Raw genomic sequence first — 24,848 nt, forward strand, 5'->3', positions numbered from 1 at the left:
GCAGAGTATGTTAAGAGTAGGCTTTTTGACTAGTGGTGGTGACTGTCAGGCATTAAATGCAACTATGCGCGGAATCGCAAAGGGTTTGTATGAATTGTTTGACGAGGTTGAGATCTATGGATTCCTTGAGGGTTACAAGGGACTCATTAGAGGCAACTATATCAAGATGAAGCCGGCTGATTTCTCAGGTATTATCAACAAGGGTGGAACGATCCTCGGCAGTTCAAGACAGCCATTCAAGCTCATGGGAGAGCCAACTGAGGATGGTCTTGACAAGGTAAAGTCCATGAAGGATACCTATAAGAAGCTGAAGCTGGATTGCCTGTGCGTTTTAGGTGGAAATGGTTCACAGAAGACCGCAAATCTCCTCAGTGAGGAGGGACTCAATGTCATCGGTCTGCCAAAGACCATAGACAATGATCTGTGGGGAACTGACATGACATTTGGTTTCCAGAGTGCTGTTGATATAGCGACCCAGACAATAGACTGTATCCACACAACCGCTGCATCGCATAACAGAATCTTTATCGTTGAGATTATGGGCCACAAGGTTGGCTGGATAACTCTCCACGCCGGAATCGCCGGTGGCGCAGATGTGATCCTGCTCCCGGAGATCCCATACGATATCGATAAGGTATATAAGGCTATAGACAAGAGAACAAAGGACAACAAGGGCTTCACGATAGTTGCAGTTGCCGAAGGTGCTATTCCGAAGGAGATCGCAGAGCTTCCAAAGAAGAAGAGAAAAGAAGCGATAGCCAACAATCCATATCCATCAGTTGCGTATGAGCTGGCTGATAAGCTCAAGGCGTACACAACACAGGATATAAGAATAGCAATACCTGGACATACCCAGAGAGGTGGAAGTCCGGATGCATATGACAGAGTCATATCATCAAGATTTGGAGCAAAGGCAGCAGAGCTCATAAAGGCAAAGGATTTTGGAAAGCTTGTTGTATTCCTTGACAACAAGGTTACAGCTATCCCACTCTCAGAGAGTGCAGGAAAGCTCAAATACGTATCTCCTGATGACGACATCATCAGCGAGGCAAGAACACTTGGCATCTCATTCGGAGACAGATAAAGTAAGCTCTGAAAAAAGTAACAGAGATATTCACACATTCTCCCCATCTGCATATCTATGTAATAGACACACAACAATGCAGATAGGGAGATTTGTATGAGTGAAGAATTTAAGTATATTCCTTACAGCCCGGACGATGAAAACCTCAGGGGGCTTATAAGGGATGGAAATGTCTATAATATCAAGACACCTGTGATACCCGGTATGGGTGAGACTGGTGGATACAGTATGAGTTCTACAGGAATCATGCTTCCTGACTGTGATGATGGGACAGATGAAATGATGAGGGATATTGAGTACATGAAGGAGATGTACCCGGAAGAACTCCGAAAGGTCAGCATGGCCGTGGAGGAGGAGTGTGACAAGCTCGAGTATGAGGGCAGTCCGATGCTTGTTCAATATCCTGACAGAGAAGAGATGCGCCGTGTTGCGCGAAGGGTGTACGATGATCTGAGCGAAAGTGGACAGATATCGGAGGATTGTTATGCAGGAATGGCTTCGGCAGGTGAAGCTTCGTACGAGGAACCGCCATATGTCCCAGAGGGACCCGGATGCGCCAATTGTGTTATGAGAAATATAATCGAACTGCTTGTGTGCAATGAATTCTGTATGAGACGCGACAGGCATAGAAGACGTAGAAGAAGGTTTTATTAAGTGAAGAAGAAAATAAATGTACTTGTAAGAATACTTGTGATGGCAGCAATATTTGTGATCACAATATATTTGGTCAATATATTTCAGAATAGAAGTTACAAGAATCTGGCTGCGGAGATGAAGGATGCAGAGCTGCCATTAGCTTATGTGAGCTATGGCGATTCGCTTCTCAATTGTATGCATGGTTATACAGGGGAGGTCGACCTCACACTTCTCAGGGACTCTGTGACGCCGATAGATGAGAATAAGAATCTTGAGATAATGGTGGAGAATGATGCATTTAAGGATGCGTCGTATTCGTATGAGATCAGGTCGATATCCGGAGATTCCCTTATAGAGAAGGGTGATCTGGAGGCGGCCTCGGGAACTGATGGCTACGATGTGCTTGATATAAGTGCGAGAATGGATCTCAAGCAGGATATGGAGTATATGCTGGTTGTCAAGCTTAAGAGCGGTGATGGCAGGAGTGCTTCATACTATACCAGAGTGGTCGTAAATGACAATTATCATGAGTCTCAACTGCTGAATGCCGCAAAGGATTTCCACGATGCGACATTTGCATTTGACAAGCTGGAGTCGGAATCTGTCATAGGAACCTACAAGCAGGAATACACGGGCGGCGGAACGGGAGATTCCTACGGACTGGGACATGTGAACCTTGCAAATGCATACTCGGATCTCCTCTGGGATGGACTTAAGCCTACGGTTATAAGCGATGTAAACACATATATAAAGGAGATAGATGTTAACTATGCGGTGATCGAGATGGAATATAAAGCCATGTCCATCACATCGCAGGATGTCATGAGCTATTATACAGTTAAGGAGTTCTATAAGATCAGCTACAGGGATGTGCCTGTTGCCAGCCAGACTGATGAGGCGGACGGAGCCGGCACTGATGGAATATATTTTGACGAAACAGCTTCGTATGATGAGGCCTATTCGGATGAACAGGATGCAGATACTGTTACGGAGACTGAGCCGAAGATCACCATGCTCAGCTATGACAGATATGTGGACGAGTATTTTGACAAAGACGGCATAGATGCCATAAACAATGTGTATGAGATAGGTATCGTGTCATCGGATGATCTGGAATACCGCTATACAGAGGATAACAAGAAGATCGCATTTGTGAGAAATGGACAGCTCTGGATGTATGACTACGGCGATGGACAGATAACTCTGGTGTACGGATCAGGAATGGATGACCATGCAAATGACTCAAACACTTACGCCGACCATGACATGAACATCATAAGCTTTGACAAAGATGGAAATATGACATTTGCGGTGTATGGATATATGAACAGCGGAGATCATGAGGGAAAGCTCGGAGTTGCGCTGTATACATTTGATTATACGACTCTGGAGGTGGACGAGCTTCTGTTCGTCGAGTGCAATGTGCCTTATGAGGCTATGAAGAGCGAGACCTCCAGACTGACATATTACGACGGAGATAAGTTTTATTACATGCTCGGCGGAAAGGTGAACGCCGTGGACATGAAGACGAGACAGCAGTCTTATATTGCGGAGGGACTGTCAGCCAGCGATGTCAAGGTGTCGGTGAACATGGAAGTTATGGCGTATGGAGAGAGCGAGGACCAGAGCAGCAATACAAAGCTGACTCTGATGAATATGCATACCGGAAAGAGTTATGAGATAACCGCCGGAGCAGGGGAATGTCTGATATGCTATGGCTTTAAGGACTCAGATATGGTATACGGAGTGTCAAGCATATCTGATGCGCAGGTTGATGTGGATGCCGAGTCGTTTGTTGGTACGAGGTACAGCGAGGAGTCCAGAGATAACATACCTGCATCCAGATTGTATATAGTAAACAGCGATGGCGAGCAGATAAAGGAATACGCAAAGAGAGGGTATTATCTGATGCAGGTTGATGTGGATACGAATCTGCTGTATCTGACAAGAGGAGAGAAATCCGACAGTGGATTCAAGTCTGTGGACGATGATTTCATAACCTTCAAGGAGGACGATACAAAGGAGACGATAGGAACTACCCATCTGTCATCCATAACCGGATATGACAGGCTGTATTTTACGGTCCCGTCAAATATGTATCTGAGCTATATACCGGCGCTGAACATAACAAAGGAAAAGATAGATCCTGATGCTGCAAGTATGATAATGACAGTAGTGCGTGATAAGGTGACCTATCATGTGTACGACAATCTTGGACTTTCAAAGATATATGACGTGGCGGGTGATGCGATAAATTATGCAGTGTCTGTATCAGGTATAGTGGTGTCAAGCGAAGGCGAGGTAATATACAGGCAGGCTGAGAGCCAGGAATACAACACCATTGCCTCTGGAATATTCCATCGCAGTACGGGAAGTGTGGATGCGTCACTCGGCGACTGTCTGTACATGGTTTTGACGTATCAGGGAGTACAGGTGACAGAGGATGATATAGCACAGTATACAGATCCTGTCGAGGCTCTTAACTCTCTTGGAAAGAGACAGGGCATAGATGTTACAGGTCTTTCGCTGGATATGCTCCTCGGTTATGTGAGTTCGGGAATACCGGTAATATCGAGGATAAGCGATGGCAGATATGTTCTCATAGTGAGCTATAATGAGGCAGACATAAGATATTATGATCCTGTCGAGGACAAGGAGATAGTTGTGTCAAGAGATGAGTATACGGATATGATGCTCCAGTGGCACAATGAATCCTACACTTATGTTGAGGAATAAAGATAAAAAGAAAACGGAGCGAGTTACCGCTCCGTTTTCTTTATAATAGTTGTAGTATAAGTTACTTAGCATGGATCCGAATGTTACGGATCATGTAGATTACTCCTCTGCGATTGTTCCTACTGGACAAGAACCAGCACAAGCACCACATGAGATACACTGTGAACCATCGATAACAAATACGCCGCCATTATCGCTGATAGCACCTACTGGACAAGCACCAGCACATGAACCACAACCGATACATGAATCGCCAATAACGAATGCCATAATTGTTTCCTCCTTATAAAGTAAAAATAATCACACGCTTATTGTAAAACAAAACTCATTAATTAGCAAGTGATAATAATATTTATCAACAACGGGTTTTATCAATAAGTAACAATAAAAGGGATAGACATTTAAAATTGGGTATAATATAATGTGAATGCTGAGTAAGAGCGCAATCTAAGGAGGATATAAATAATGGTAAAGATAAGTAAAGACATGCTTATAAATGACATTCTTGCAGTTGATGCAGGAAATGCAGCAATACTGATGGCAGCAGGTATGCATTGCATAGGATGCCTTGCCGCAGCAGGAGAGAGTCTTGAGGAGGCAGCAGCCGTTCACGGACTTGATGCAGAGGAGCTTGAGCAGGAGATCAATGATTATCTTGCAAAAAAGGAGGCTGAGTAGTATACTTGCCAAAGTAACCAGGTGTACTATAAAGGATGGAGAGATATATGAAGACAGACGGAACAAATCCTCCCGGGCAGGGAATATTTGGACTGATAGATATTAATTGTCATATTTTACCGGGAACAGAGGATGGACCGGATAATTTCCGGGAAGCGGCAGAGATGCTCAGAATAGCGTATGATGAGGGAATAAGGACGATAGTTGCCACCCCGCCATACAACAAGAAGAATCCGATAATGGATGGAGACAAACTGGACAGACTTGTGGAACAGCTCAATGTTGAAGCTGGAAAGATAGATCCGGATTACAGAGTCTATCTTGGAAGAGAGATAGAGTATAACGATGAGAACCACCAGAAGATCATATCTGGTCAGTTGGATTCCATGGCAGACAGCAAGTATGTTATGATCAGATTCCCTTACGATGTGGATTTTGAGACGATATCTGAAGCTATAAGAGACATCAATATGGACGGATATATACCGATAGTTGCCAATGTAGAACAGTATGAATGCCTTGAGGAAGATGAGGACAAGGTCGAGGAGCTCATTCAGTTTGGTGCATATGTACAGATAAGTGCATCGGCTGTGGTTGGAGATCTTGGACATGACATCAAGAATTTTTCGAGAAAGCTTCTCAAGGGAGAGCTTGTTCACTTTGTGGCAAGTGATGCATTGGATTCAGAGGATAAAGCACCATACCTCAGGGAGTGTGCTGAGTACATAGAGCGAAAGTATGGAGAGGATTACATGACGGAGCTCTTCTACACCAATCCAAAAGCAGTTATCGAGAATGATGATATTGACATATAAAACAAAAAGACGTATCGCTTGTGCGGTACGTCTTTTTTGCTGCGCCGGAATCTCTGGCTATTACTTATAATGCTGACAGTGTCTGAAGTGCTTCCTCCGGCATAATAGCGGTGAAGTGCTCCTTGAAATGTGCCGGCATGGCATATGTGAGCTTCTGTGCTGTTCCGTATTCTGCAAGGATATTGCAGACTCTCACAAATTCCTGGCTTGTGTTATTGCTGTTCGTGAGAACCAGATAATATCTTCCGTTGGAAGGATTCTTGTACAGGCAGTTCTCGCTGAAGTAGAAAGAAGCAACCTGTTTTGCTGCACTTATGATGGTTGCAAGTGAGTCAAAGATGTACAGTGAGCACATGCTCTCCCTTGCTGAACCTGATTCCTTTGTGCTGCCTGTTGTACTGGCGGCAGTGCCTGTGGTGCTGTCATCAGATGATGTATTGCTGCCATTTGCCGCAGCGGCAAAATCTCCTGCGGTTCCGGCAAGTCCGGATATGGTGTTGAAAATGCCCTCAAGTGCCTCTCTTACGCCCTGTGGAACGGAACCGGATCCACTGATCTCAAGTCTTGCGATGGTTCCGTTGTTATCCCTGGACTCATCGTTGTCGTCAAGATCGTCATCTATGTCATCATCATCCATGTATTCGTCATCGTCATCAATATCATATTCGCTGGTCTTTGAGAATCTGGAAAAGCGGGTATCCAGTTCTTCCGGATCTTCAACCTTTGTCACAATGAGTATGAGACAATCTGGTGATACCGGTATGGCTTCGATCATAAGTGGAGTGTCGTCAGCCTCAAAGCCTAATTCTACAGATGCCTGCTGCATCATATCCTTGAAGAGCTCTTTTGCCTTCGGTGTGCCATAGGCAAGCTCGGAGATCTTGAGCTGCTTTTCGGTGAGATCGGCTTTGTTGAGTGTGCATCTTATCTGATTTTCACTTAGACGTTCAATCTTCATAGAATCGACCCCCTTCAATAATTTAATGGTATTAAAATGTGTATTATAGTTTACCACATTTGTCAAGCAAGTAAATAGGATATATGGAGAAAATATTGGAATTTTCCGTGAAAAAATATCCCTAATTCTACGTTATGTATACTTTTATGAAAATTTCATAAAATATGCTCAAATGGGGTTGGAAAATGGCTTTTTATGCGTTATTGTGGAGTTGTGAGCGGGACGTGCTCAGGATATTTAGATGAGCTCATTTCTTTATTTTTCTACAAATTCTGTCTGATTCTTATCGTCTCAGATACAATTCCCAGAGATAGTGATATGACAGTGCTCACACATTTCCATAACTGACACATGGCACATAAAAGGAGAATAATACATCACAACACATCTGTCTTTACATTGCATGGCAGGGCTGGAAAAATAAACTATTTGGGGGTGATGCCTATAGGGGGTTAAAAGGCAGCAGTAGCATATAGAACATAATTATATGCACAGAATTACACTTAACATCTATTTGGGGGCTCTGCCGCTGTCACAGCAGAGCTCCTGGTTTTATTTGGCGTGCTGTTCATGCCATGTACAGACTGCATTGCAGATGGCGTTTGCTAGGGCGGTCTGGTATTCATCATTGCACAGATCGGAACATTCCTTTGTGTTGCTCAGAAAGCCGCACTCAACGATGACGGCGGTGCATGGACTTTCCCGCAAAACAAGGTATTCGGAATTGCCCTTTGCTGCCCGTGTGTTGGATGGATCGGCTTCGGAGATGAGATGCTCCTGGATGCACTCCGCCAAGGCTTTACCACCGGAGGAAGTGGAGTAATAAAATACCTGCGCTCCGTGGACATACTCGGCTGAATAGCTGTTCTGGTGGATGCTGATGTAGAGATCAGCGTTTACATTTGTGGCGAGGTTGGTGCGGGCTTTCAGATCTGAAGTCTTCTTGCTGGATGCATTTTCACTGTTCAGGGACTTGTCGGAGTCTCTGGTCAGATACACGGAAAATCCCTGATCCGTAAGTGCCGATGCCAGCTTTGAGGCGATGGCCAGATTTATATCCTTTTCCATGATCCCATCCGGGCTGACCTTACCCGGGTCAAATCCGCCGTGTCCCGGATCGATGAGGATCGTAAATGATTTTGCCGCATCTGTGGTGCCCAAACCTTCGGTGGATGCGCGCCCATTTCCTGTATTGGTGGAAGTATCCTGCCCGGCTGTATGGTCTGCGGGACGGACTATAAATATGTAGCAGAGGATTGGAGGAAGTATTACTGCAAATATTATGGCAAATACAAGTATGTATAATTTGGTGGAAGTACGCATCGGTGATACCCGGGAAGTGTAATTACTATTTTATATGACGGCGGCGGACGTTATATGATATATGTTACCCAAATATAGCCTAAACATTTGACACACATGCGGTGCTGGGCTAAAATATGGGCGTATATGCAATAATATAGAAGCGATAACAATTTATTATAGAAGAAGGTAAAGTGATGAACACTATAATTGCAAAAGCAGGAGTGGATGACGACCGCATGTATGAGCAGGCGGCGGAGATACTTAAGAGAGGTGGTCTTGTAGCATTTCCGACAGAGACAGTGTATGGCCTTGGAGGAGACGCGCTGAATCCGGATGCGTCACATCGGATATATGCGGCAAAGGGCCGGCCATCGGACAATCCGCTCATAGTCCATATAGCAGAGACATCAAGCGTGTATGAACTGGCGGAGACAGTGAGTGACGACACGAAGAAGCTCATGGAAGCATTCTGGCCGGGACCACTCACCATCATACTCAACAAGAAAGAGGTCGTTCCGCACACGACCACTGGCGGACTTGATACGGTTGCCATCAGGATGCCATCACATCCGGTTGCCATGAGGCTCATAAAGGATTCGGGAGTGTATATCGCAGCTCCAAGTGCCAATCTGTCCGGACGACCATCCCCGACCACTGCGCAGCATGTGCAGCAGGATATGGACGGCAGGATAGATATGATCATCGACGGTGGGGCAGTCGGAATCGGTATAGAGTCGACGATAGTGGACATGACCGGGGACAGACCGACTATATTACGGCCTGGATATATCACTCCGGAGATGATAAGGGATATCGTTGGCGATGTGACTATAGATCCGGCGATAACAGGTATGAACAATGCTCTGAGACCTAAGGCTCCGGGGATGAAGTACACACACTATGCTCCAAAGGGAGAACTCAGCATAGTAGAGGGCGATAGACTGGCTGCTGCTGAGAAGATAAGAAGTCTTGTTGCGGAGAAAAAGGCACAGGGATACAAGACTGCGATACTGTGTGACACTGACAATGTCAGTCTTTATGATGACGGAGTATGCGAGAACGTATACGATGCCGGAAGCAAGAAGAACGAGATAACTGTGTCTGCCGGACTGTACAGTCTGCTCAGAACCTGTGATGACATAGGTGCACAGTATATATACAGCGAGTCATTTGAGGAGGGGGACATGGGCTACGCCATCATGAACCGTCTCATCAAGGCTGCAGGACACAGGATAATAAGCTGTTAGTTAATTTCGAAAAAAATATTATATAAAAAGGAGAATCAGAACATGATAGCACTTGGATGTGACCACGGCGGATATGAGCTTATGCAGGAGGTTATAAAGCATCTTGAGGAGAGAGGCCTTGAGTACAAGAACTTTGGCTGTTACAGCACAGAGTCAGTTGACTACCCGGTATATGGACAGGCAGCAGCAAAGGCAGTAGCCTCAGGTGAGTGTGATAAGGGAATCATCATCTGCGGAACAGGAATAGGAATATCGATTTCAGCGAATAAGATAAAGGGAATCAGAGCTGCACTCTGCCACGACTGCTTCTCGGCACAGGCGACAAGAGAGCACAACGATGCAAATATGCTGGCTATGGGTGCCAGAGTCATAGGACCTGGACTTGCACTTAAGATAGTCGACATATTCCTCGACACACCATTCTCAAATGATGAGCGTCACGTAAGAAGAATCGGAATGATTGAGTAGTATCATAAGTTATGCCGTAAGGGGGACCCCGTTCATACTCAAAAAAGAATCCCATGACAGTATGGTCAAGACTGTCATGGGATCTTTTTTTATACGGTTTTCGTCAAACTGCATCATTTGTTCGACATATAACCGCGTTAAAAGGAAGAAAAATGATTAATGGATAAACATAAGTATTATCAACATAGTCACATTGTACATTAACAATAAAAAAATATCAAGGGGGTTGTACAAACTTTACAAAATGTTTATTTACAATATAGCCAACTCATTATAAAATAATATTACTTGAGTTTTGACATAATAATCTAAAGTGATGCTTTGATGAAGTGTTTATGGAATTGAGTCTGCTCATAAATTTTTATAAGGGAGGAATGTTATGCTGCAGGAGACTATGAAGAAGATAACCGATGCAGAGTCTGAAGCTGACGAGATCATTCGCAAGGCCAAGGAAGAAGCCGACTATACAGTAGCTGCTGCAAAGAAGGAGGCTGCGGATATGATCGCGGCCGCAGGATCAGCTTCGAGAGAAAGCATGAAGAGTGCCGAGGGAGCCGGCAGATCTGAGGAGGAGAAACTCACGGTGAAGGCGATGGATATTGCCACCGCTGAGATCGCACATCTCAGGGAACGTGCATCGTCCATGGAAGGCGAGGTTACTTCCATGATCATCGCAGAGCTGGTGGGATGAAAAGTCCTGCAGGCATTTTAAGAAAGGGGGTAAATGTATGGCGGTACTTCCTATGAAGAAGATTGAGATCTGTGCCATGAAGAGGGACAGAAAAGCAATTCTTGAGAAGCTCCAGTCGCTGGGAATGGTTGAGATACAGACTGATAACGAAGAGACTGATGACTTCAGGAAGATGAGTACCACAAGCCAGAGAGCAAAGTACGAGAAGAGAGTACAGAATACAGATGAAGCCTTACAGATAATTGATAAATATGCTCCGGAGGAGAAATCCATATTTGCCAGCCTGGAAGGACGGCAGGAGGCGTCAGAGGCTGACATTCAGGAGATCATAGCTGGAAGATGGGATTATAACCGTAAGGTTAAAAAGATCCAGGAGATCAGCAAGGACATAGCCGGCTGTGAGGCGGGAATAGTCAAATGTCAGGTGGCTATAGACGGATTGGCGCCGTGGCTGAATATGGACATACCGATCAATACCACAGGGACCGAGAAGACGGATGTGATGATCGGAACTATGCCACCGGGGCTCACGGAGACGGATATTCAGGGGTATATAAGCTCTGCGGAACCGGAGATAGCGGGATACACAGTCACTGTTGTAGGATCTGATAAGGACCAGACTTGTATGGTGGCAATAGCCATTAAAACTGTATCACAGAGGGTGGAGGAGATATTGAGATCCCATGGATTTACAAGAATTTCGTATTTCTCCAAAAGAACACCTGAACAGAAGACGGATAAGTACAGGGCGGATATAAGGGAGTTCGAACAGTGGATAGAGGACAAGAAGAATGAACTAGTATCCATGGCTGATGACAGAGACAAGCTGAGACTTCTGGCTGACTATTACCGCATAAGGGCGGATAAATATAAGGTTCTTGGAAGCCTTCTCCAGTCAAAGAGCACATTTGTCATATCGGGATATGTGCTGGAGAGAGATGCAGACAGGGTAGTGGCTGTACTCAATGAGAATTTCAGCCTGATGGCTGATGTATATGATGTTCCGGAGGATGAAGCGGCACCTATACAGCTTCAGAATCCGAAGATGTTCGCATCGGCGGAGGGTGTACTGGAGTCATTTGGACTTCCGGGAAAAGGTGAGATGGATCCAACCACACCGATGGCGATATTCTATATATTCCTGTTCGGACTCATGTTGTCCGATGCGGCGTATGGACTCATCATATTCCTGGCATGTTTTATTTTGATCAGGAAATTCCCGAAGATGGAGAACGGACTTCAAAAGTCCCTGCGTCTGTTCATGTACTGTGGTATATCCACACTGATATGGGGAATATTATTTGGCGGTTTTTTCGGAGACCTGATAACGGTGGTATCGAGGACGTTTTTCCACCACGAGGTGACGTTCAAGCCGGTATGGTTTGCACCGCTGGATGACCCGATGAAGCTTTTGTTATTCTCTTTGCTGTTCGGACTTATACATTTGTTCGGCGGACTGGCACTCAAGGGATATATGTGTCTGAAGAAGGGAGATGCGAAGTCATTCATATGCGACGTGCTGTCGTGGTTCATGCTCATCACAGGACTTGTGCTGATGCTCATGCCGACGGAGCTGTTCGCATCCATAGCACAGATGCAGTTCAATTTCCCTGGCTGGCTTAAGAATACAAGCTACGGACTGGCGATTGTGGGAGCTGCGATCATCGTGCTCATGTCGGGAAGAGACCACAAGAATCCGGTGCTCAGGCTTGCGCTTGGGCTGTATGACATATACAACCTGACAGGCTGGCTGTCAGATCTGCTGTCGTACTCAAGGCTTCTTGCTCTGGGACTTGCGACGGGAGTTATAGCACAGGTAATAAACCAGATGGGAAGCATGGCTGGCGATGGAATATTCGGAGCCATAGTGTTCGTCATCGTATTTATAGTAGGACATCTGTTCAACCTTGCGATCAACATGCTGGGAGCATACGTGCATACATGCCGTCTCCAGTATGTAGAGTTCTTCGGCAAATTCTACGAGGGCGGCGGCAATCCATTCAGGCCGTTCAGGGAGAATACGAAGTACGTTGATATAGTAAGTGGTACAGAAGTGCAGAAATAAGAAATAAAGGTAGGAATAAGATATTCAAGGTATATGTTTCAGAGACTAAGGAAGTAAAGTTCCTGCATATGAGAAAATAATGAAGAAGAAGTTGAAAGTTAAATAATAGGAAAGACACATCATAAATTTTCTCATCCGAAACATAAAAGAATATCATTTAAAGTCAAAAAATATCAAAGACAGGCAATGTGAAACATCGTAAAACTATATTATGTCGAGTTTGGTATATATTGCCTATCAGGGGAATTTGAGCCCGCCGGTCCTTAGGTGGTGCGTAAGCAGCACCTTAGTACCGCTGCAGGGTGAAATAAGCGGGAGCGACCCCGGATAGGCAATATATACCAAAGGAAGACTAACATAAAGTAGATGGTTTCACATTGCCGTCCGTCAATCATTATTTTAGGAGGAGAAAATATTATGACAATGGGAACGGTTTTGGCATTAGTGGGAGCTGCGCTTGCAGTAATTCTTGCAGGCATGGGATCTGCATATGGAGTAGGAGTTGCTGGTCAGGCGGCAGCAGGTGTAGTAAGTGAGGATCCAAGCAAATTCGCAAAAGTTCTTATCATCCAGCTTCTTCCGGGTACACAGGGTATCTATGGACTTCTTGTTGGATTCATAGCATTGTCCAACATAGGAATCCTTTCAGGAACACCGAAGGAGCTCACAGTAGCACAGGGACTTATGATGCTTGCAGCATGTCTTCCAATAGCGGTAGTTGGTCTTGTATCAGCAATGCACCAGGGCAAGACAGCAGTTGCAGCAGTTGGAATAGTTGTAAAGAAGCCTGATCAGTTTGGTAAGGCGATGCTTTTCCCAGCCATGGTTGAGACATATGCGATCCTTGCACTTCTGGTATCAATTCTTGCGGTAAATGGAATCAAATTATAACTTTTTGTAAGGAGGATGTACTTTATGACGGGATTGGAAACAATCGTAGAACAGATCCTTCAGGAAGCGCAGAAGGAAGCTGAAGAGATCAAAGCTCAGGCTGCCAGAAACGCGGATTCCATCATTGCAAATGCCAAAAAGACTGTGGATAAGATGAATGAGGAGACCAGAGAGAAGGTTGCCCAGGCAGAAAAGTCCGGATCATTCAGGGCAAAGTCCTCATCAGAACTTAAGAAGAGACAGGCGATACTTGCGGCAAAGCAGTCAATAATTGGGAATATGCTGGATAAGGCATATGACGCAATGGTGGCGCTCCCAGATGAGGAGTATTTCCAGGTGATCGTCAAATGTCTGGAGAAGTCGGTACAGCCGAAAAGCGGAGAGATATGTTTCTCCGGGAAAGACAGAAAACGACTTACACCACAGACTGAGAAGCAGATAGAGCAGATAGCTGCAGCTCATGGAGGAAGCCTTAAGGTGTCCAATGGGAACTGTGATATAGATGGAGGATTTATCCTGATCTACGGAGGAATCGAGGAAAACTGTTCATTCAGAGCAATGCTGGACGCGAACAGAGAACATTTGGCAGACAAGGTAAATGAATTATTATTTGTTGATAACAGATAGCTGGAGGTAGGCAGATGGCAGACAAATATATATATGCAGTTGCCAGGATCAGGGCACTTGAGATGACGCTTATGAGTCAGGCAGTCATAGAACAGCTCGTGGCCACGGATTCCTACAAGAAGGCGGTTCAGTTCATCATAGAGAAGGGCTGGGGCGATAGTGATAAAGCCAGTATGGATGAAAATGACATACTTAGGGCGGAGACTGACAAGACGTGGGCTGCTGTGGCTGAGATGGTGGATGATATGTCCGTGTTCGATGTCATAAGACTTCCAGATCTGTATCACAACCTCAAGGCGGCGATCAAGACTGTGGTTGCCGGGGAGACTCCTGCCCATGTGTTCTTCGACAATGCCGAGATAGACGGTCAGAAGATGCTGTCCATCGTAAGTGACAAGGCGTGGGACAGACTCCCAGAACACATGAGAGACTGCGCGAGGGAGGCTTGGGACTGTATGGCACAGGCTGGAGATGGACAGATGTGCGATGCTGTGATAGACCGAGGAACACTGCTGGCAATCATGCAGGCTGCAAAGAAGGCAGATGACAGCCTGCTCAGGGATTATGCAGAGACGACGGTGGCTGTTGCAGATATCAAGATAGCGGTGAGATCCATGAAGACAGGTAAAAACAAGGATTTTATGAAGAGAGCCATGGCGGAGTGCAATACTCTGGATATTGACAGGCTGGCGACGGCTGCGGTGGCTGGCATGGAGGAGATAGAGAGATACCTTGCAGATACAGCATACGCTGGTGGGGCAGAGGCACTTTCTGAGTCGGCATCGGCATTTGAGAGATGGTGTGACAACCGTATTATAGAAACGATAAAGCCTCAGAAGTACAACCCATTTACGGTGGGACCGATAGTGGCGTACATTCTGGCGAGGCTCAACGAGATAAAGACAGTCAGGATCATATTGACATGCAAGCTGAACCAGCTTCCGGAGGAGGCTATCAGGGAAAGGGTAAGGGAGATGTATGTATAAGATAGCTGTTATGGGCGATTATGACAGTATATACGGATTTGCAACTCTGGGCCTGGATACATTCCCTGTAGATAATCTGGATTATGGGGTCACGTTGCTGAAAAGGCTGGCGGAGGACAATTATGCAGTCATATATATGACCGAGGCACTGGCTTCGGATCTCAATAAAGAGATAGACAGATACAGAGAGGTTATGAAGCCTGCGATCATTCTCATACCGGGGATATCTGGCAATACAGGGGCCGGAATAGCGGGAGTAAAGAAATCCGTTGAGCAGGCTGTAGGCTCGGACATATTATTTAATGAAGAATGATTAGAAAATAATGGTGAAACGAGCGGATATAGGTAATTGCGAAATCGGTATAATTCGATTTTGATATACTAAACTGCCTCAATCATATCGGAAAGAGGATTCGCAATTATCTATGGAGCGAGTGAGTATAGAAGGGAGCGTGAGCTGTTAAGTGGCTACAGGAAAGATTAAGAAGGTCGCCGGACCACTGGTCATCGCAGAGGGCATGCGTGATGCAAATATGTACGACGTGGTGCGTGTAAGTGAGAGCAGACTTATCGGCGAGATCATAGAGATGCATGGAGATCAGGCATCAGTTCAGGTATACGAGGAGACATCAGGACTTGCACCGGGAGCACCGGTGGAGTCAACGGGAATGCCTCTGTCGGTTGAGCTGGGACCGGGACTTATAAGCAGTATATACGATGGAATCCAGAGACCGCTGGATGATATCATGAAGATATGTGGTAACAACCTGAAGCGAGGAGTTGAAGTCCCATCGCTGAAGAGAGATATCAAGTGGACATTTGTGCCGACTGCCAAGGTGGGTGATAAGGTGTCGGCAGGCGATGTGATAGGAACAGTTCAGGAGACTGTGGTCGTCACACAGAAGATCATGGTGCCTTATGGTGTGACAGGAACCATCAAAGAGATAAAGGCAGGAGAATTCACAGTTGAGGAGACTGTGTGTGTGGTTGAGACAGACAAGGGTGACAGGGAGCTGACACTCATGCAGAAGTGGCCGGTTCGTAAGGGCCGTCCATATCAGGAAAAGATACCACCGATCATGCCACTTATCACAGGACAGAGAGTTGTAGATACATTCTTCCCTATAGCAAAGGGAGGAGTGGCTGCGGTTCCCGGACCTTTCGGAAGCGGCAAAACAGTTATCCAGCATCAGCTTGCAAAGTGGGCTGAGGCGGATATCGTTGTCTACATCGGATGCGGAGAGCGCGGAAATGAGATGACAGATGTTCTGAACGAGTTCCCAGAGCTGAAGGATCCGAAGACCGGACATTCACTCATGCAGAGAACAGTCCTCATAGCCAACACATCGGATATGCCGGTTGCGGCCAGAGAGGCATCTATATATACGGGTATAACTATAGCTGAGTATTTCCGTGATATGGGTTACTCGGTGGCACTCATGGCGGATTCCACATCGCGTTGGGCTGAGGCGCTCAGAGAGATGTCAGGACGTCTGCAGGAGATGCCTGGTGAGGAGGGTTACCCTGCTTACCTCGGTTCAAGACTTGCACAGTTCTACGAGAGAGCCGGAATGGTCAAGACTCTCGGCAGCGAGGGCAGAACCGGTGCACTGTCGGTTATCGGTGCGGTTTCTCCTCCGGGTGGTGATATTTCCGAGCCGGTTTCACAGGCAACACTTCGAATCGTCAAGGTATTCTGGGGACTGGATTCATCGCTTGCGTACAAGAGACATTTTCCTGCCATCAACTGGCTGACCTCATACTCTCTGTATGTGGACAATATGGGCAAATGGTTCGAGGAAAATGTAAATGAAAAGTTCATGGTCGACAGACAGAAGATGATGACCCTGCTTCAGGAGGAGGCAGAGCTCGATGAGATCGTTAAGATGGTAGGTATGGATGCCCTTTCAGCGGGAGACCGACTGAAGATGGAGGCGGCGAGATCTATCAGAGAGGATTTTCTTCACCAGAACTCATTCCATGATGTGGACACATACACACCGCTTCACAAGCAGTTTCTGATGATGGAGCTCATCATGGCATTTTATGAGGAGTCAGCGCAGGCACTGGCCGGTGGAGCAAGCATAAGAAATATTCTGAACATGCCGATCAGAGAAAAGATCGGACGATTCAAATATGTGCTTCCTGAGAATGTGGATGAAGAGTACGAGAAGATATCCAGGGAGCTTGACAAGGAGCTTCAGGAAGCTATAGAGAAGGAGGACTAAGACTATGCCAAAGGAATACAGAACTATACAGGAAGTTGCGGGTCCTCTGATGCTGGTGCACGGAGTTGAGAATGTAGCTTATGATGAGCTGGGTGAGATTGAGCTGGCGGACGGAGAGATCAGACGATGCAAGGTCCTTGAGATAAATGGTGAGGATGCCCTGGTACAGCTCTTTGAGAACTCGACAGGTATCAATCTTTCAAACAGCAAAGTAAGATTTCTTGGAAGAAGTATGGAGCTCGGCGTATCAGAAGATATGCTTGGCCGTGTATTTGACGGACTTGGAAGACCTATAGATGGCGGCCCTGAGATACTTCCTGATGAGAGAAGAGATATCAATGGTCTGCCGATGAATCCGGCTGCCAGGAACTATCCGTCTGAGTTCATTCAGACAGGTATATCAGCCATAGACGGACTGAACACACTGGTAAGAGGACAGAAGCTGCCGATATTCTCGGCTTCAGGACTTCCGCACAGCCAGCTTGCAGCACAGATAGCAAGACAGGCAAAGGTGCGCGGAACAGATGAGCCATTCGCCGTCGTATTTGCAGCCATGGGTATCACGTTTGAAGAGGCAAACTTCTTCACAGAGAGCTTCAAGGAGACTGGTGCCATAGACAGAACAGTCCTCTTCATCAACCTGGCAAATGATCCTGCTGTTGAGCGAATCGCCACACCTAGAATGGCACTTACCGCCGCTGAGTATCTTGCATTTGAGAAGAACATGCACGTTCTGGTAATCCTCACGGATATCACGAACTATGCGGATGCACTTCGTGAGGTATCAGCCGCAAGAAAAGAGGTTCCGGGACGCCGTGGTTATCCTGGATACATGTACACTGACCTGGCAACTCTGTATGAGAGAGCCGGAAGACAGAAGGGTAAGAATGGAAGTATAACCATGATACCGATCCTGACCATGCCTGAGGATGACAAGACTCATCCTATACCAGACCTTACGGGATATATCACAGAGGGACAGATCATTCTCTCAAGAGAGCTGTACAGAAAGGGAGTCACACCGCCTATCGATGTACTTCCATCACTGTCCAGACTTAAGGATAAGGGAACCGGTGAGGGCAAGACCAGAGGAGATCATGCCAGCACCATGAACCAGTTATTTGCAGCTTATTCAAGAGGAAAGGATGCCAAGGAACTTATGACTATCCTGGGTGAGTCGGCACTTTCGGATATAGATATTATATATGCAAAGTTTGCAGAGGCATTTGAGAAGGAGTATGTATCCCAGGGGTACGGCACCGACAGAAGTATTGAGGAGACACTTGCCATAGGCTGGAAGCTTCTCTCCATTCTTCCTAGAGCCGAGCTGAAACGTATCGACGACAAGTGGCTTGACATGTATTACGGAAAGTAGTGGGTAGGCAATTTTGCGGGAAGATTGTGAAATATAGCATTCGACTGCATACCTGAGCAGGAGCGCTTTCGCTCGTTTCACCCTGCAGCGGTACTAGCGCTCGCATGCTCGCTGAGTACCGGCGGGCTCAAATGTCCTGCTCATGGTAATGCAGTGGATTGCTATATATTTAAAGCATTCGTGCAAAATTGCCATATACACGTTGTCTTTGTAATACATGTCAAGTAGCTTGAAAATATATTTGGAAGAAAGGAGAAGACAGATGGCTAATGTTGTGGTTAATCCAACCAGAATGGAGCTGACAAGGCTTAAGAAGAAGCTGGTCACGGCATCCAGAGGCCATAAGCTCCTGAAAGATAAAAGAGATGAGCTGATGAGGCAGTTCCTTGACATGGCAAGAGAGAATATGGAACTGAGAAAGAAGGTTGAGGCTGGCATCAAAGCTGCCAACACAGGCTTTGTAATAGCGAAGGCGGGTATGAATGAGCAGACATTGAGTACGGCGCTCATGGCTCCGAAGCAGGAGGTGCGGATCGCCCTTGGCGACAGGAATGTAATGAGTGTTGATATTCCTGTGTACGACTATAAGACGAAAAGCGCAAATTCAAATGACATCTATTCGTATGGATTTGCATTTACATCTGGAGAGCTGGACGATGCAGTGAAGTCCCTCTCGGATATACTTCCTGATATGCTGAGATTGGCGGAGGTGGAGAAGTCCTGCCAGATGCTCGCAGCGGAGATAGAGAAGACCAGAAGGCGTGTAAATGCTCTTGAGCATGTTATCATCCCGGAGACTCGGGAGGGAATAAAGTATATAAGCATGAAGCTTGATGAGAATGAGCGAAGCACCCAGGTCAGACTTATGAAGGTCAAGGACATGATGCTGGAGGAGGCTCATCACTACAAAGAGCATCAGTTCGAGCATGCGCAGTAGACAGAATGATATTTAAACTTATAGGACAAAAGTTTTGATAAAAACCGCCCACACCTCAGATAAATAAAAGGGTGTGGGCGGTTTGATCTTCTTGTGGACGGGAAATGAAAATAATCTGTATTTCCAGTTTGCGGGAAGCAAGACTGTTGCAAGAGTATCAAAGTATGAGATAAGCCAGATAGGCGACAAGGTTTCGTTCGTATTCATGCCACATAAGCTGCACTTCTTTGACAGCACAACCGAAAAAACAATCTAATCAAGCAGAAGGAGGTCACAGTATGTATACATGCCAGAAGGCAGATGAATATATAGAAAAGAACAGAGTAGACAGAGCAGACAAGCCGGAGTTCCACCTCACAACTCCGGTGGGCTGGTTAAACGATCCAAATGGGTTTTCAATATATGGAGGAAAGGCACATTTGTTTTACCAGTTCCATCCATACAGCACGGAGTGGGGACCTATGCACTGGGGACATTCCACCTCAGATGATTTTATAAGATGGGAGGAGCTTCCAACAGCACTGGCACCTGACTCGGATTATGATGCATTTGGCTGCTTTTCAGGAACTGCAATAGAGAATGACGGGAAGCATGTATTGTTCTATACAGGAGTAGTTGAGGAAAAACTGGCTGGTGGAACTAAGAATGTTATACAAAACCAGTGTATGGCTGTAGGCGATGGAATTAGTTATGAAAAAATATCCAGCAATCCTGTTGTTGATGGGAAGATCATGCCGGAGGAATGCAGCCGTGCTGATTTCAGAGATCCGAAGGTCTGGAAGGATGCGGACGGTAGGTACTATATGCTGGCTGGAAACCGGACATATGATGGAATCCCTCAGGTTGTACTGTTCTCTTCAGATGATATGTACAACTGGAAATTTGAATCAGTATTTGCAAAGGATGAAACAGGCAGATTTGGCGCAGTATGGGAGTGCCCAGACTATTTTGAGATGGATGGACATAAGGTGCTTATAGTATCCCCACAGGACATGTCAGCAGATGGAGAGTTTCACAATGGAAATAACGTGGTATTCTTCACAGGCGATGTGGATGAAGAGAAACATATTTTCAAGTATGAAAAAGCGGTATCTGTGGACAGTGGATTTGATTTTTATGCACCACAGACTATAAGAACACCTGATGGACGAAGAGTGATGATTGGCTGGATGCAGTCTTGGGACAGCGTAAATACGCTGCCACGTGGACAGAAGTGGGCATGTATGATGGCAGTTCCAAGAGAACTAATGATCTCTGACGGCAAGCTGATTCAGACTCCGGTCAGAGAGCTTTGTGGATACAGGCAGAACAAGCTGGTAGTTAATGATACTTTGCGTGGTGAGAAGACATATGAAGGCATTAACGGCAGAGTTATCGATATGACAGTTGATATAAAGAAAGCTGAATGCGGACATTTTACAATGCACTTTGCAAAGAATGAGATTCATGAAACCAATGTCAGCTATACCCCGGGAGCACAAATGCTTGAGATAGACAGAACATTTGCGGGATGGATACGTGATACAAACTGTGTGCGCAAGGTCAAAATCAAGAATGGCAATGGACTTTCAAAAATGAGAATAGTGATGGATTGGAATTCCATAGAGATATTTGTAAATGATGGAGAACAAGTGCTGTCTACAGTTATATATACACCGCGCAATGCTCAGGCTATTGTATTTGAAACTGACGGATGTGTGGAACTTGAGGTGGAGAAATACGATCTGAACATATAGGTCATATGCTCTGATTGACACAGAGGGTGATCGGATACCAGCTTGCAAAGATTAGAAAAACATCTGATTTTGCAGACTGGTATTTTGTTTATTTATCCAGCAAATATGCTGACTACATGTAAATGCGCAATGTCATAAATTTAAGCGTATTGAAAAAAAGTTAAGCTCTGTTATTCAATGCAGTTATGTTATACTTATAGTGAAAACACTGCTGAAAAGTGTGGTAGTGCATAAGTGCGGGGGCCTAAAAACGACTACTGTACTTATTAGGACTAAAACATCAGTAAATGTTGGGAAAACAAAGGAGAAATTGCATGAAAGTTCATAATTATAAAATAAAAAATAACTTTGAGCAGGCAGAGGGTGCAACTTGTGAAACGTGCAGAAAAATAACATTGAACGGAATAGGTCTGCTTTCCGGAGCACAGCTTAAGTATATAGCGTTCATTTCAATGCTCATAGATCATACGAATAAGACATTGCTGTATCCGTATCTGGATGGTGGAATAATATCGGCTGTAAGTGATGTATTTGATGTCCTGGGGCGGATAGCTTTCCCGATATTCATATATATGTTGGTGGAAGGATATTTTCATACGAGAAACAAGTGGAAGTATCTTGGAATGCTGCTTATATTTGGCGTGATATCTGAGATCCCTTATGACATGTTCTCCAGTGGCGTATTCTTTGAATGGAATGCAAATAATATTATGTTTACATTGGCGATGGTGCTGGCAATGATATGGATCATTGATGTGCTGAGGAAAAAAATGGAGAAGCTTCCCAAGGCAGTATGGTTTATAGCAACGATACCGATAGTTGCCATAGTGTGTCTTATATCGATGAATCTTGCGGTTGATTATGACTACCATGCCATACTTATAGGATATTTCCTGTATATATTTCATGAAAAGTCCGCAATTGCAATACCGTTCTGCTACCTGGCGATGTTCAAGGAACCGTGGGCACTGTTGGGGTTTGGACTGACTTTGACATACAATGGCAAGCGCGGCAGGCAGAATAAGCTGGTGAATTACCTGTTCTATCCAGTGCATATGCTGATACTCGGTATTGTAAGGATGTGTCTTGGGCTGTGATAGATGAGAAGGAGCACGGAGGCATTATGGAAATTGACAAAGAGCTGATGACAAAGATATATGACCTCAGGCGCAGGCTTCACAGCATTCCTGAGGCTTCGATGCATGAGATGCGGACTAAGGCGATGCTCATGTCGTTTCTCAGGGAGAATACTGACCTTGAGATCGTGGATAGAGGTGCTTGGTTTTATGCGGTGCTGAAATCTTCTTATGACATAATAGGGGATGAAGAAAGAACGCCGATCGCGTTCAGGGCAGACATGGATGCAGTGTGTGGGCAGGATGGAAAGCCGGGACATTACTGCGGGCATGATGGACATAGCAGTATATTATGTGGGGCTGCGGCCTGGCTGTCCCGTGCAATGGAAAAATGCGGAAATACGCACAGGGACGTCTATTTCATTTTCCAGCCCGGCGAGGAGATCGGTGCCGGGGCAAGGCTGTGCAGAGATCTTATAATTGAGAAGAATATAGGTGAGATTTATGGACTTCATAACATACCGGGATATCCGAGAAATCATGTGCTGACGATAGATGGAACATTTGCATGCGCATCAACGGGGCTTGAGATACATATGATAGGGACAGCCAGCCATGCGGCATATCCTGAGGCGGGAAAGAATCCGGGGCCTGCGCTTGCCAGGCTGCTGCTGGAGATAGAGAAGCTTACTGAGGAGTACAACCGCAGCAGGGGATTTGTCAGGATGACGCTCATCGGAATGGATATTGGAAGTGCCAATTACGGTGTGGCTGCATCAGAAGGAACGTTGCGCATGACGGTGAGGGCTGAGAGAGAAAAGGTATTTGCCGGGTATGTGGATGAGATAAAGCAGATTGCACAAAATACTGCGGACGATGGGGGCTTCACCCTTGATATACAGGAGATAGAGCGGTTCCCGGCAACGGAAAATCATGCTGTGAATGTGGACAAACTTAGAAAATGTGCTGCTGACCAGAATATTGTGATTACAGAACTTGCTGAACCGATGAGGTGGTCGGAGGACTTCGGATACTATCTGCAGGAGACAAAGGGAGCATTCTTCGGCGTAGGCGATGGTGAGGATCATGCCCAGCTCCATACGGCGGGATTCGAGTTCCCGGATGAGATCATAGAGACAGCAGTTAAAATGTTTGTGGGGCTGGCATTGATGTAGTGCATGTAAGAGATAGTAAGTTATTTGATGTTCAAAAATGGGGTAAAGACGTATGAAGATAAAATATGACAGGCGCGTAATGCGTATAATTCTGATCACCGCGGTGGTGGTATCTGTTCCTACACTTGCAGGAATGATCTGTGGTGTGTTTTTTGATGATATTGTCAGTACATTTTGCGATGTTATGATGGTGACCAGCGTTATTACATTTTACCCTATGGTTGGTTTGTGGCTTGCCTGCATGGACGCATGGCTGTACCTGAGAGAACTGATCAAGGCCGGATATGAGGTTCCAGATGACAGAAGGAAATATAATTGTGTGCTGGAAAATCTGCCGAGAGAACGAGAAGATTATTGCATCGTTGATGGAAGGGACAGGGATAGCGTGATATCAGCATGTATCACGGCTGCATGTGCACTTTGTTTTGCAGTGGTGGTTATAAAGTATTATGTAGGGTGGTGGCGCTGGCTCCCCGGAGTGTCGATTCCTGGAATATGCCTGTGTATTGTTGCTGTATTCTGGGTGACTGGGGCAGTTGTATATTATAGACAGTCTGACAATAGAAGATATAGAGGAAGGCTTGAACCAGTCGATGACAGAAAGGTAAGAACCTATCTGTTCAAGAAGATAATGACTGTACTTTTGGCTGGCTTTGTATCCGTGATTTTTGATCTGGCTATGTTTTCTGCGGCTGGTTACATGGCCAAAGCGCAGGTGGAGGCGGATGTTGAGAAGGTGAGATACGAGGTCGCTGGTATCGGCGATGTATCTCGTGACGGTCAAGATGGAACATACCAGCCAGGAGAGATAGACACGGACAAGCTGGGCATAGATTTTCGGATGAAAGACGGACATCTTGAATGGCAGTCAGAGCACGGGCAGATGAAGCTTACGTATGTATATACATGGAAATATGGGAAAACGGAAAGAAGTATCATCAGATGATTTTTGCGTAAACTTGTGCCTGTTCAGGCATAAAATCCCTCTCGTAGAACATAATAATAACAAGTTGTAAAAGGGATGTGTGTGGAGGTTCGACATGACAAAAGCGGCAAAGATATATCTGGTGGTTCTCATATGGCTGTCAGCACTGGTGCAGTTGGCGGTACTTCTGATCTAGAATTTATTAGCTA

24 protein-coding genes are annotated in these 24,848 nt (G+C 45.7%); 21 read left to right on the forward strand and 3 right to left on the reverse strand.

All coding sequences use genetic code 11. The annotated features are described in order from the left end of the window. Nucleotides 1–7: 7 nt before the first annotated feature. The 3 genes from AB5150_RS09795 (at nt 8) to AB5150_RS09805 (ending at nt 4,456) form a co-directional block, all read left to right on the forward strand. Nucleotides 8–1,084 carry a 6-phosphofructokinase gene (locus tag AB5150_RS09795; protein WP_015534284.1) on the forward strand — a complete coding sequence of 359 codons (1,077 nt, stop codon included), beginning with the start codon at nt 8–10 and terminating at the stop codon, nt 1,082–1,084. A 96-nt stretch (nt 1,085–1,180) separates the two neighbouring features. Beyond that, a complete protein-coding gene (locus AB5150_RS09800) occupies nt 1,181–1,738 on the forward strand; it encodes a hypothetical protein (RefSeq protein ID WP_015534283.1) in 558 nt (185 codons plus the stop codon). After that, nucleotides 1,739–4,456 carry a hypothetical protein gene (locus AB5150_RS09805; protein ID WP_368291755.1) on the forward strand — a complete coding sequence of 906 codons (2,718 nt, stop codon included), beginning with the start codon at nt 1,739–1,741 and terminating at the stop codon, nt 4,454–4,456. A 99-nt stretch (nt 4,457–4,555) separates the two neighbouring features. On the opposite strand, the gene AB5150_RS09810 is transcribed toward AB5150_RS09805, so the two are convergent. Continuing rightward, nucleotides 4,556–4,726 carry a DUF362 domain-containing protein gene (locus AB5150_RS09810; protein ID WP_015534282.1) on the reverse strand — a complete coding sequence of 57 codons (171 nt, stop codon included), beginning with the start codon at nt 4,724–4,726 and terminating at the stop codon, nt 4,556–4,558. 195 nt (nt 4,727–4,921) lie between these two features. On the opposite strand from AB5150_RS09810, the gene AB5150_RS09815 reads away from it, so the two are divergent. Together AB5150_RS09815 and AB5150_RS09820 are read left to right on the forward strand one after the other, a co-directional pair. Then, nucleotides 4,922–5,134 (forward strand): DUF1858 domain-containing protein, encoded by a 213-nt coding sequence (locus AB5150_RS09815; protein ID WP_015534281.1) that lies wholly within the window; start codon nt 4,922–4,924, stop codon nt 5,132–5,134. A gap of 47 nt (nt 5,135–5,181) precedes the next feature. Then, a complete protein-coding gene (locus AB5150_RS09820; RefSeq protein ID WP_022217525.1) occupies nt 5,182–5,949 on the forward strand; it encodes a CpsB/CapC family capsule biosynthesis tyrosine phosphatase in 768 nt (255 codons plus the stop codon). A 64-nt stretch (nt 5,950–6,013) separates the two neighbouring features. On the opposite strand, the gene AB5150_RS09825 is transcribed toward AB5150_RS09820, so the two are convergent. Further along, nucleotides 6,014–6,907, reverse strand: a complete 894-nt coding sequence (locus tag AB5150_RS09825; protein ID WP_015534279.1) for an adaptor protein MecA — start codon at nt 6,905–6,907, stop codon at nt 6,014–6,016. Nucleotides 6,908–7,459: 552 nt separating this feature from the next. Further along, nucleotides 7,460–8,230 carry an N-acetylmuramoyl-L-alanine amidase gene (locus AB5150_RS09830; RefSeq protein ID WP_055271943.1) on the reverse strand — a complete coding sequence of 257 codons (771 nt, stop codon included), beginning with the start codon at nt 8,228–8,230 and terminating at the stop codon, nt 7,460–7,462. Between the two features lie 176 nt (nt 8,231–8,406). Between AB5150_RS09830 and AB5150_RS09835 the strand changes: the two genes are divergently transcribed. The 16 genes from AB5150_RS09835 to AB5150_RS09910 all read left to right on the forward strand — a co-directional run bounded on the left by AB5150_RS09835 (nt 8,407) and on the right by AB5150_RS09910 (nt 24,660). After that, nucleotides 8,407–9,459, forward strand: coding sequence for an L-threonylcarbamoyladenylate synthase (locus AB5150_RS09835; RefSeq protein WP_015534277.1), 1,053 nt, complete (start codon nt 8,407–8,409; stop codon nt 9,457–9,459). A gap of 42 nt (nt 9,460–9,501) precedes the next feature. Then, nucleotides 9,502–9,927 carry a ribose 5-phosphate isomerase B gene (rpiB, locus tag AB5150_RS09840; protein WP_015534276.1) on the forward strand — a complete coding sequence of 142 codons (426 nt, stop codon included), beginning with the start codon at nt 9,502–9,504 and terminating at the stop codon, nt 9,925–9,927. A gap of 379 nt (nt 9,928–10,306) precedes the next feature. Next, nucleotides 10,307–10,618, forward strand: coding sequence for a vacuolar (H+)-ATPase G subunit (locus AB5150_RS09845; protein WP_022217528.1), 312 nt, complete (start codon nt 10,307–10,309; stop codon nt 10,616–10,618). A gap of 37 nt (nt 10,619–10,655) precedes the next feature. Beyond that, a complete protein-coding gene (locus AB5150_RS09850; protein ID WP_368291757.1) occupies nt 10,656–12,683 on the forward strand; it encodes a V-type ATP synthase subunit I in 2,028 nt (675 codons plus the stop codon). Nucleotides 12,684–13,100: 417 nt separating this feature from the next. Beyond that, nucleotides 13,101–13,574, forward strand: coding sequence for a V-type ATP synthase subunit K (locus AB5150_RS09855; protein ID WP_004850778.1), 474 nt, complete (start codon nt 13,101–13,103; stop codon nt 13,572–13,574). 24 nt (nt 13,575–13,598) lie between these two features. Then, nucleotides 13,599–14,201, forward strand: coding sequence for a V-type ATP synthase subunit E (locus AB5150_RS09860; protein WP_022217530.1), 603 nt, complete (start codon nt 13,599–13,601; stop codon nt 14,199–14,201). A gap of 14 nt (nt 14,202–14,215) precedes the next feature. Further along, nucleotides 14,216–15,187, forward strand: a complete 972-nt coding sequence (locus AB5150_RS09865; RefSeq protein ID WP_022217531.1) for a V-type ATPase subunit — start codon at nt 14,216–14,218, stop codon at nt 15,185–15,187. Beyond that, nucleotides 15,180–15,500 carry a V-type ATP synthase subunit F gene (locus AB5150_RS09870; protein WP_022217532.1) on the forward strand — a complete coding sequence of 107 codons (321 nt, stop codon included), beginning with the start codon at nt 15,180–15,182 and terminating at the stop codon, nt 15,498–15,500. Before AB5150_RS09865 ends, AB5150_RS09870 begins: the two co-directional genes overlap by 8 nt. A gap of 151 nt (nt 15,501–15,651) precedes the next feature. Further along, complete coding sequence (locus AB5150_RS09875; RefSeq protein WP_022217533.1) at nt 15,652–17,415, forward strand: V-type ATP synthase subunit A; 1,764 nt, start codon at nt 15,652–15,654, stop codon at nt 17,413–17,415. 4 nt (nt 17,416–17,419) lie between these two features. Next, entirely contained in the window at nt 17,420–18,790 is a 1,371-nt protein-coding gene (locus AB5150_RS09880; protein WP_004850771.1) for a V-type ATP synthase subunit B, read from the forward strand. A gap of 262 nt (nt 18,791–19,052) precedes the next feature. After that, nucleotides 19,053–19,727 (forward strand): V-type ATP synthase subunit D, encoded by a 675-nt coding sequence (locus AB5150_RS09885; protein ID WP_004850770.1) that lies wholly within the window; start codon nt 19,053–19,055, stop codon nt 19,725–19,727. A gap of 82 nt (nt 19,728–19,809) precedes the next feature. Then, the gene (locus tag AB5150_RS09890; RefSeq protein WP_227135321.1) at nt 19,810–19,983 is read left to right on the forward strand and encodes a hypothetical protein; all 174 of its coding nucleotides are present in this window, start codon (nt 19,810–19,812) and stop codon (nt 19,981–19,983) included. Nucleotides 19,984–20,005: 22 nt separating this feature from the next. Continuing rightward, the gene (locus AB5150_RS09895; RefSeq protein WP_368291761.1) at nt 20,006–21,463 is read left to right on the forward strand and encodes a glycoside hydrolase family 32 protein; all 1,458 of its coding nucleotides are present in this window, start codon (nt 20,006–20,008) and stop codon (nt 21,461–21,463) included. Nucleotides 21,464–21,777: 314 nt separating this feature from the next. Then, nucleotides 21,778–22,560, forward strand: coding sequence for a TraX family protein (locus AB5150_RS09900; protein ID WP_055146242.1), 783 nt, complete (start codon nt 21,778–21,780; stop codon nt 22,558–22,560). A gap of 26 nt (nt 22,561–22,586) precedes the next feature. Further along, nucleotides 22,587–23,714 carry a M20 family metallopeptidase gene (locus tag AB5150_RS09905; RefSeq protein WP_368291762.1) on the forward strand — a complete coding sequence of 376 codons (1,128 nt, stop codon included), beginning with the start codon at nt 22,587–22,589 and terminating at the stop codon, nt 23,712–23,714. Between the two features lie 52 nt (nt 23,715–23,766). After that, nucleotides 23,767–24,660 (forward strand): hypothetical protein, encoded by an 894-nt coding sequence (locus tag AB5150_RS09910; RefSeq protein ID WP_368291763.1) that lies wholly within the window; start codon nt 23,767–23,769, stop codon nt 24,658–24,660. Nucleotides 24,661–24,848: the final 188 nt, after the last annotated feature.

This window comes from Coprococcus sp. RTP21281st1_F1_RTP21281_210402, assembly GCF_040915325.1.
Lineage (GTDB): Bacteria > Bacillota > Clostridia > Lachnospirales > Lachnospiraceae > Coprococcus > Coprococcus aceti.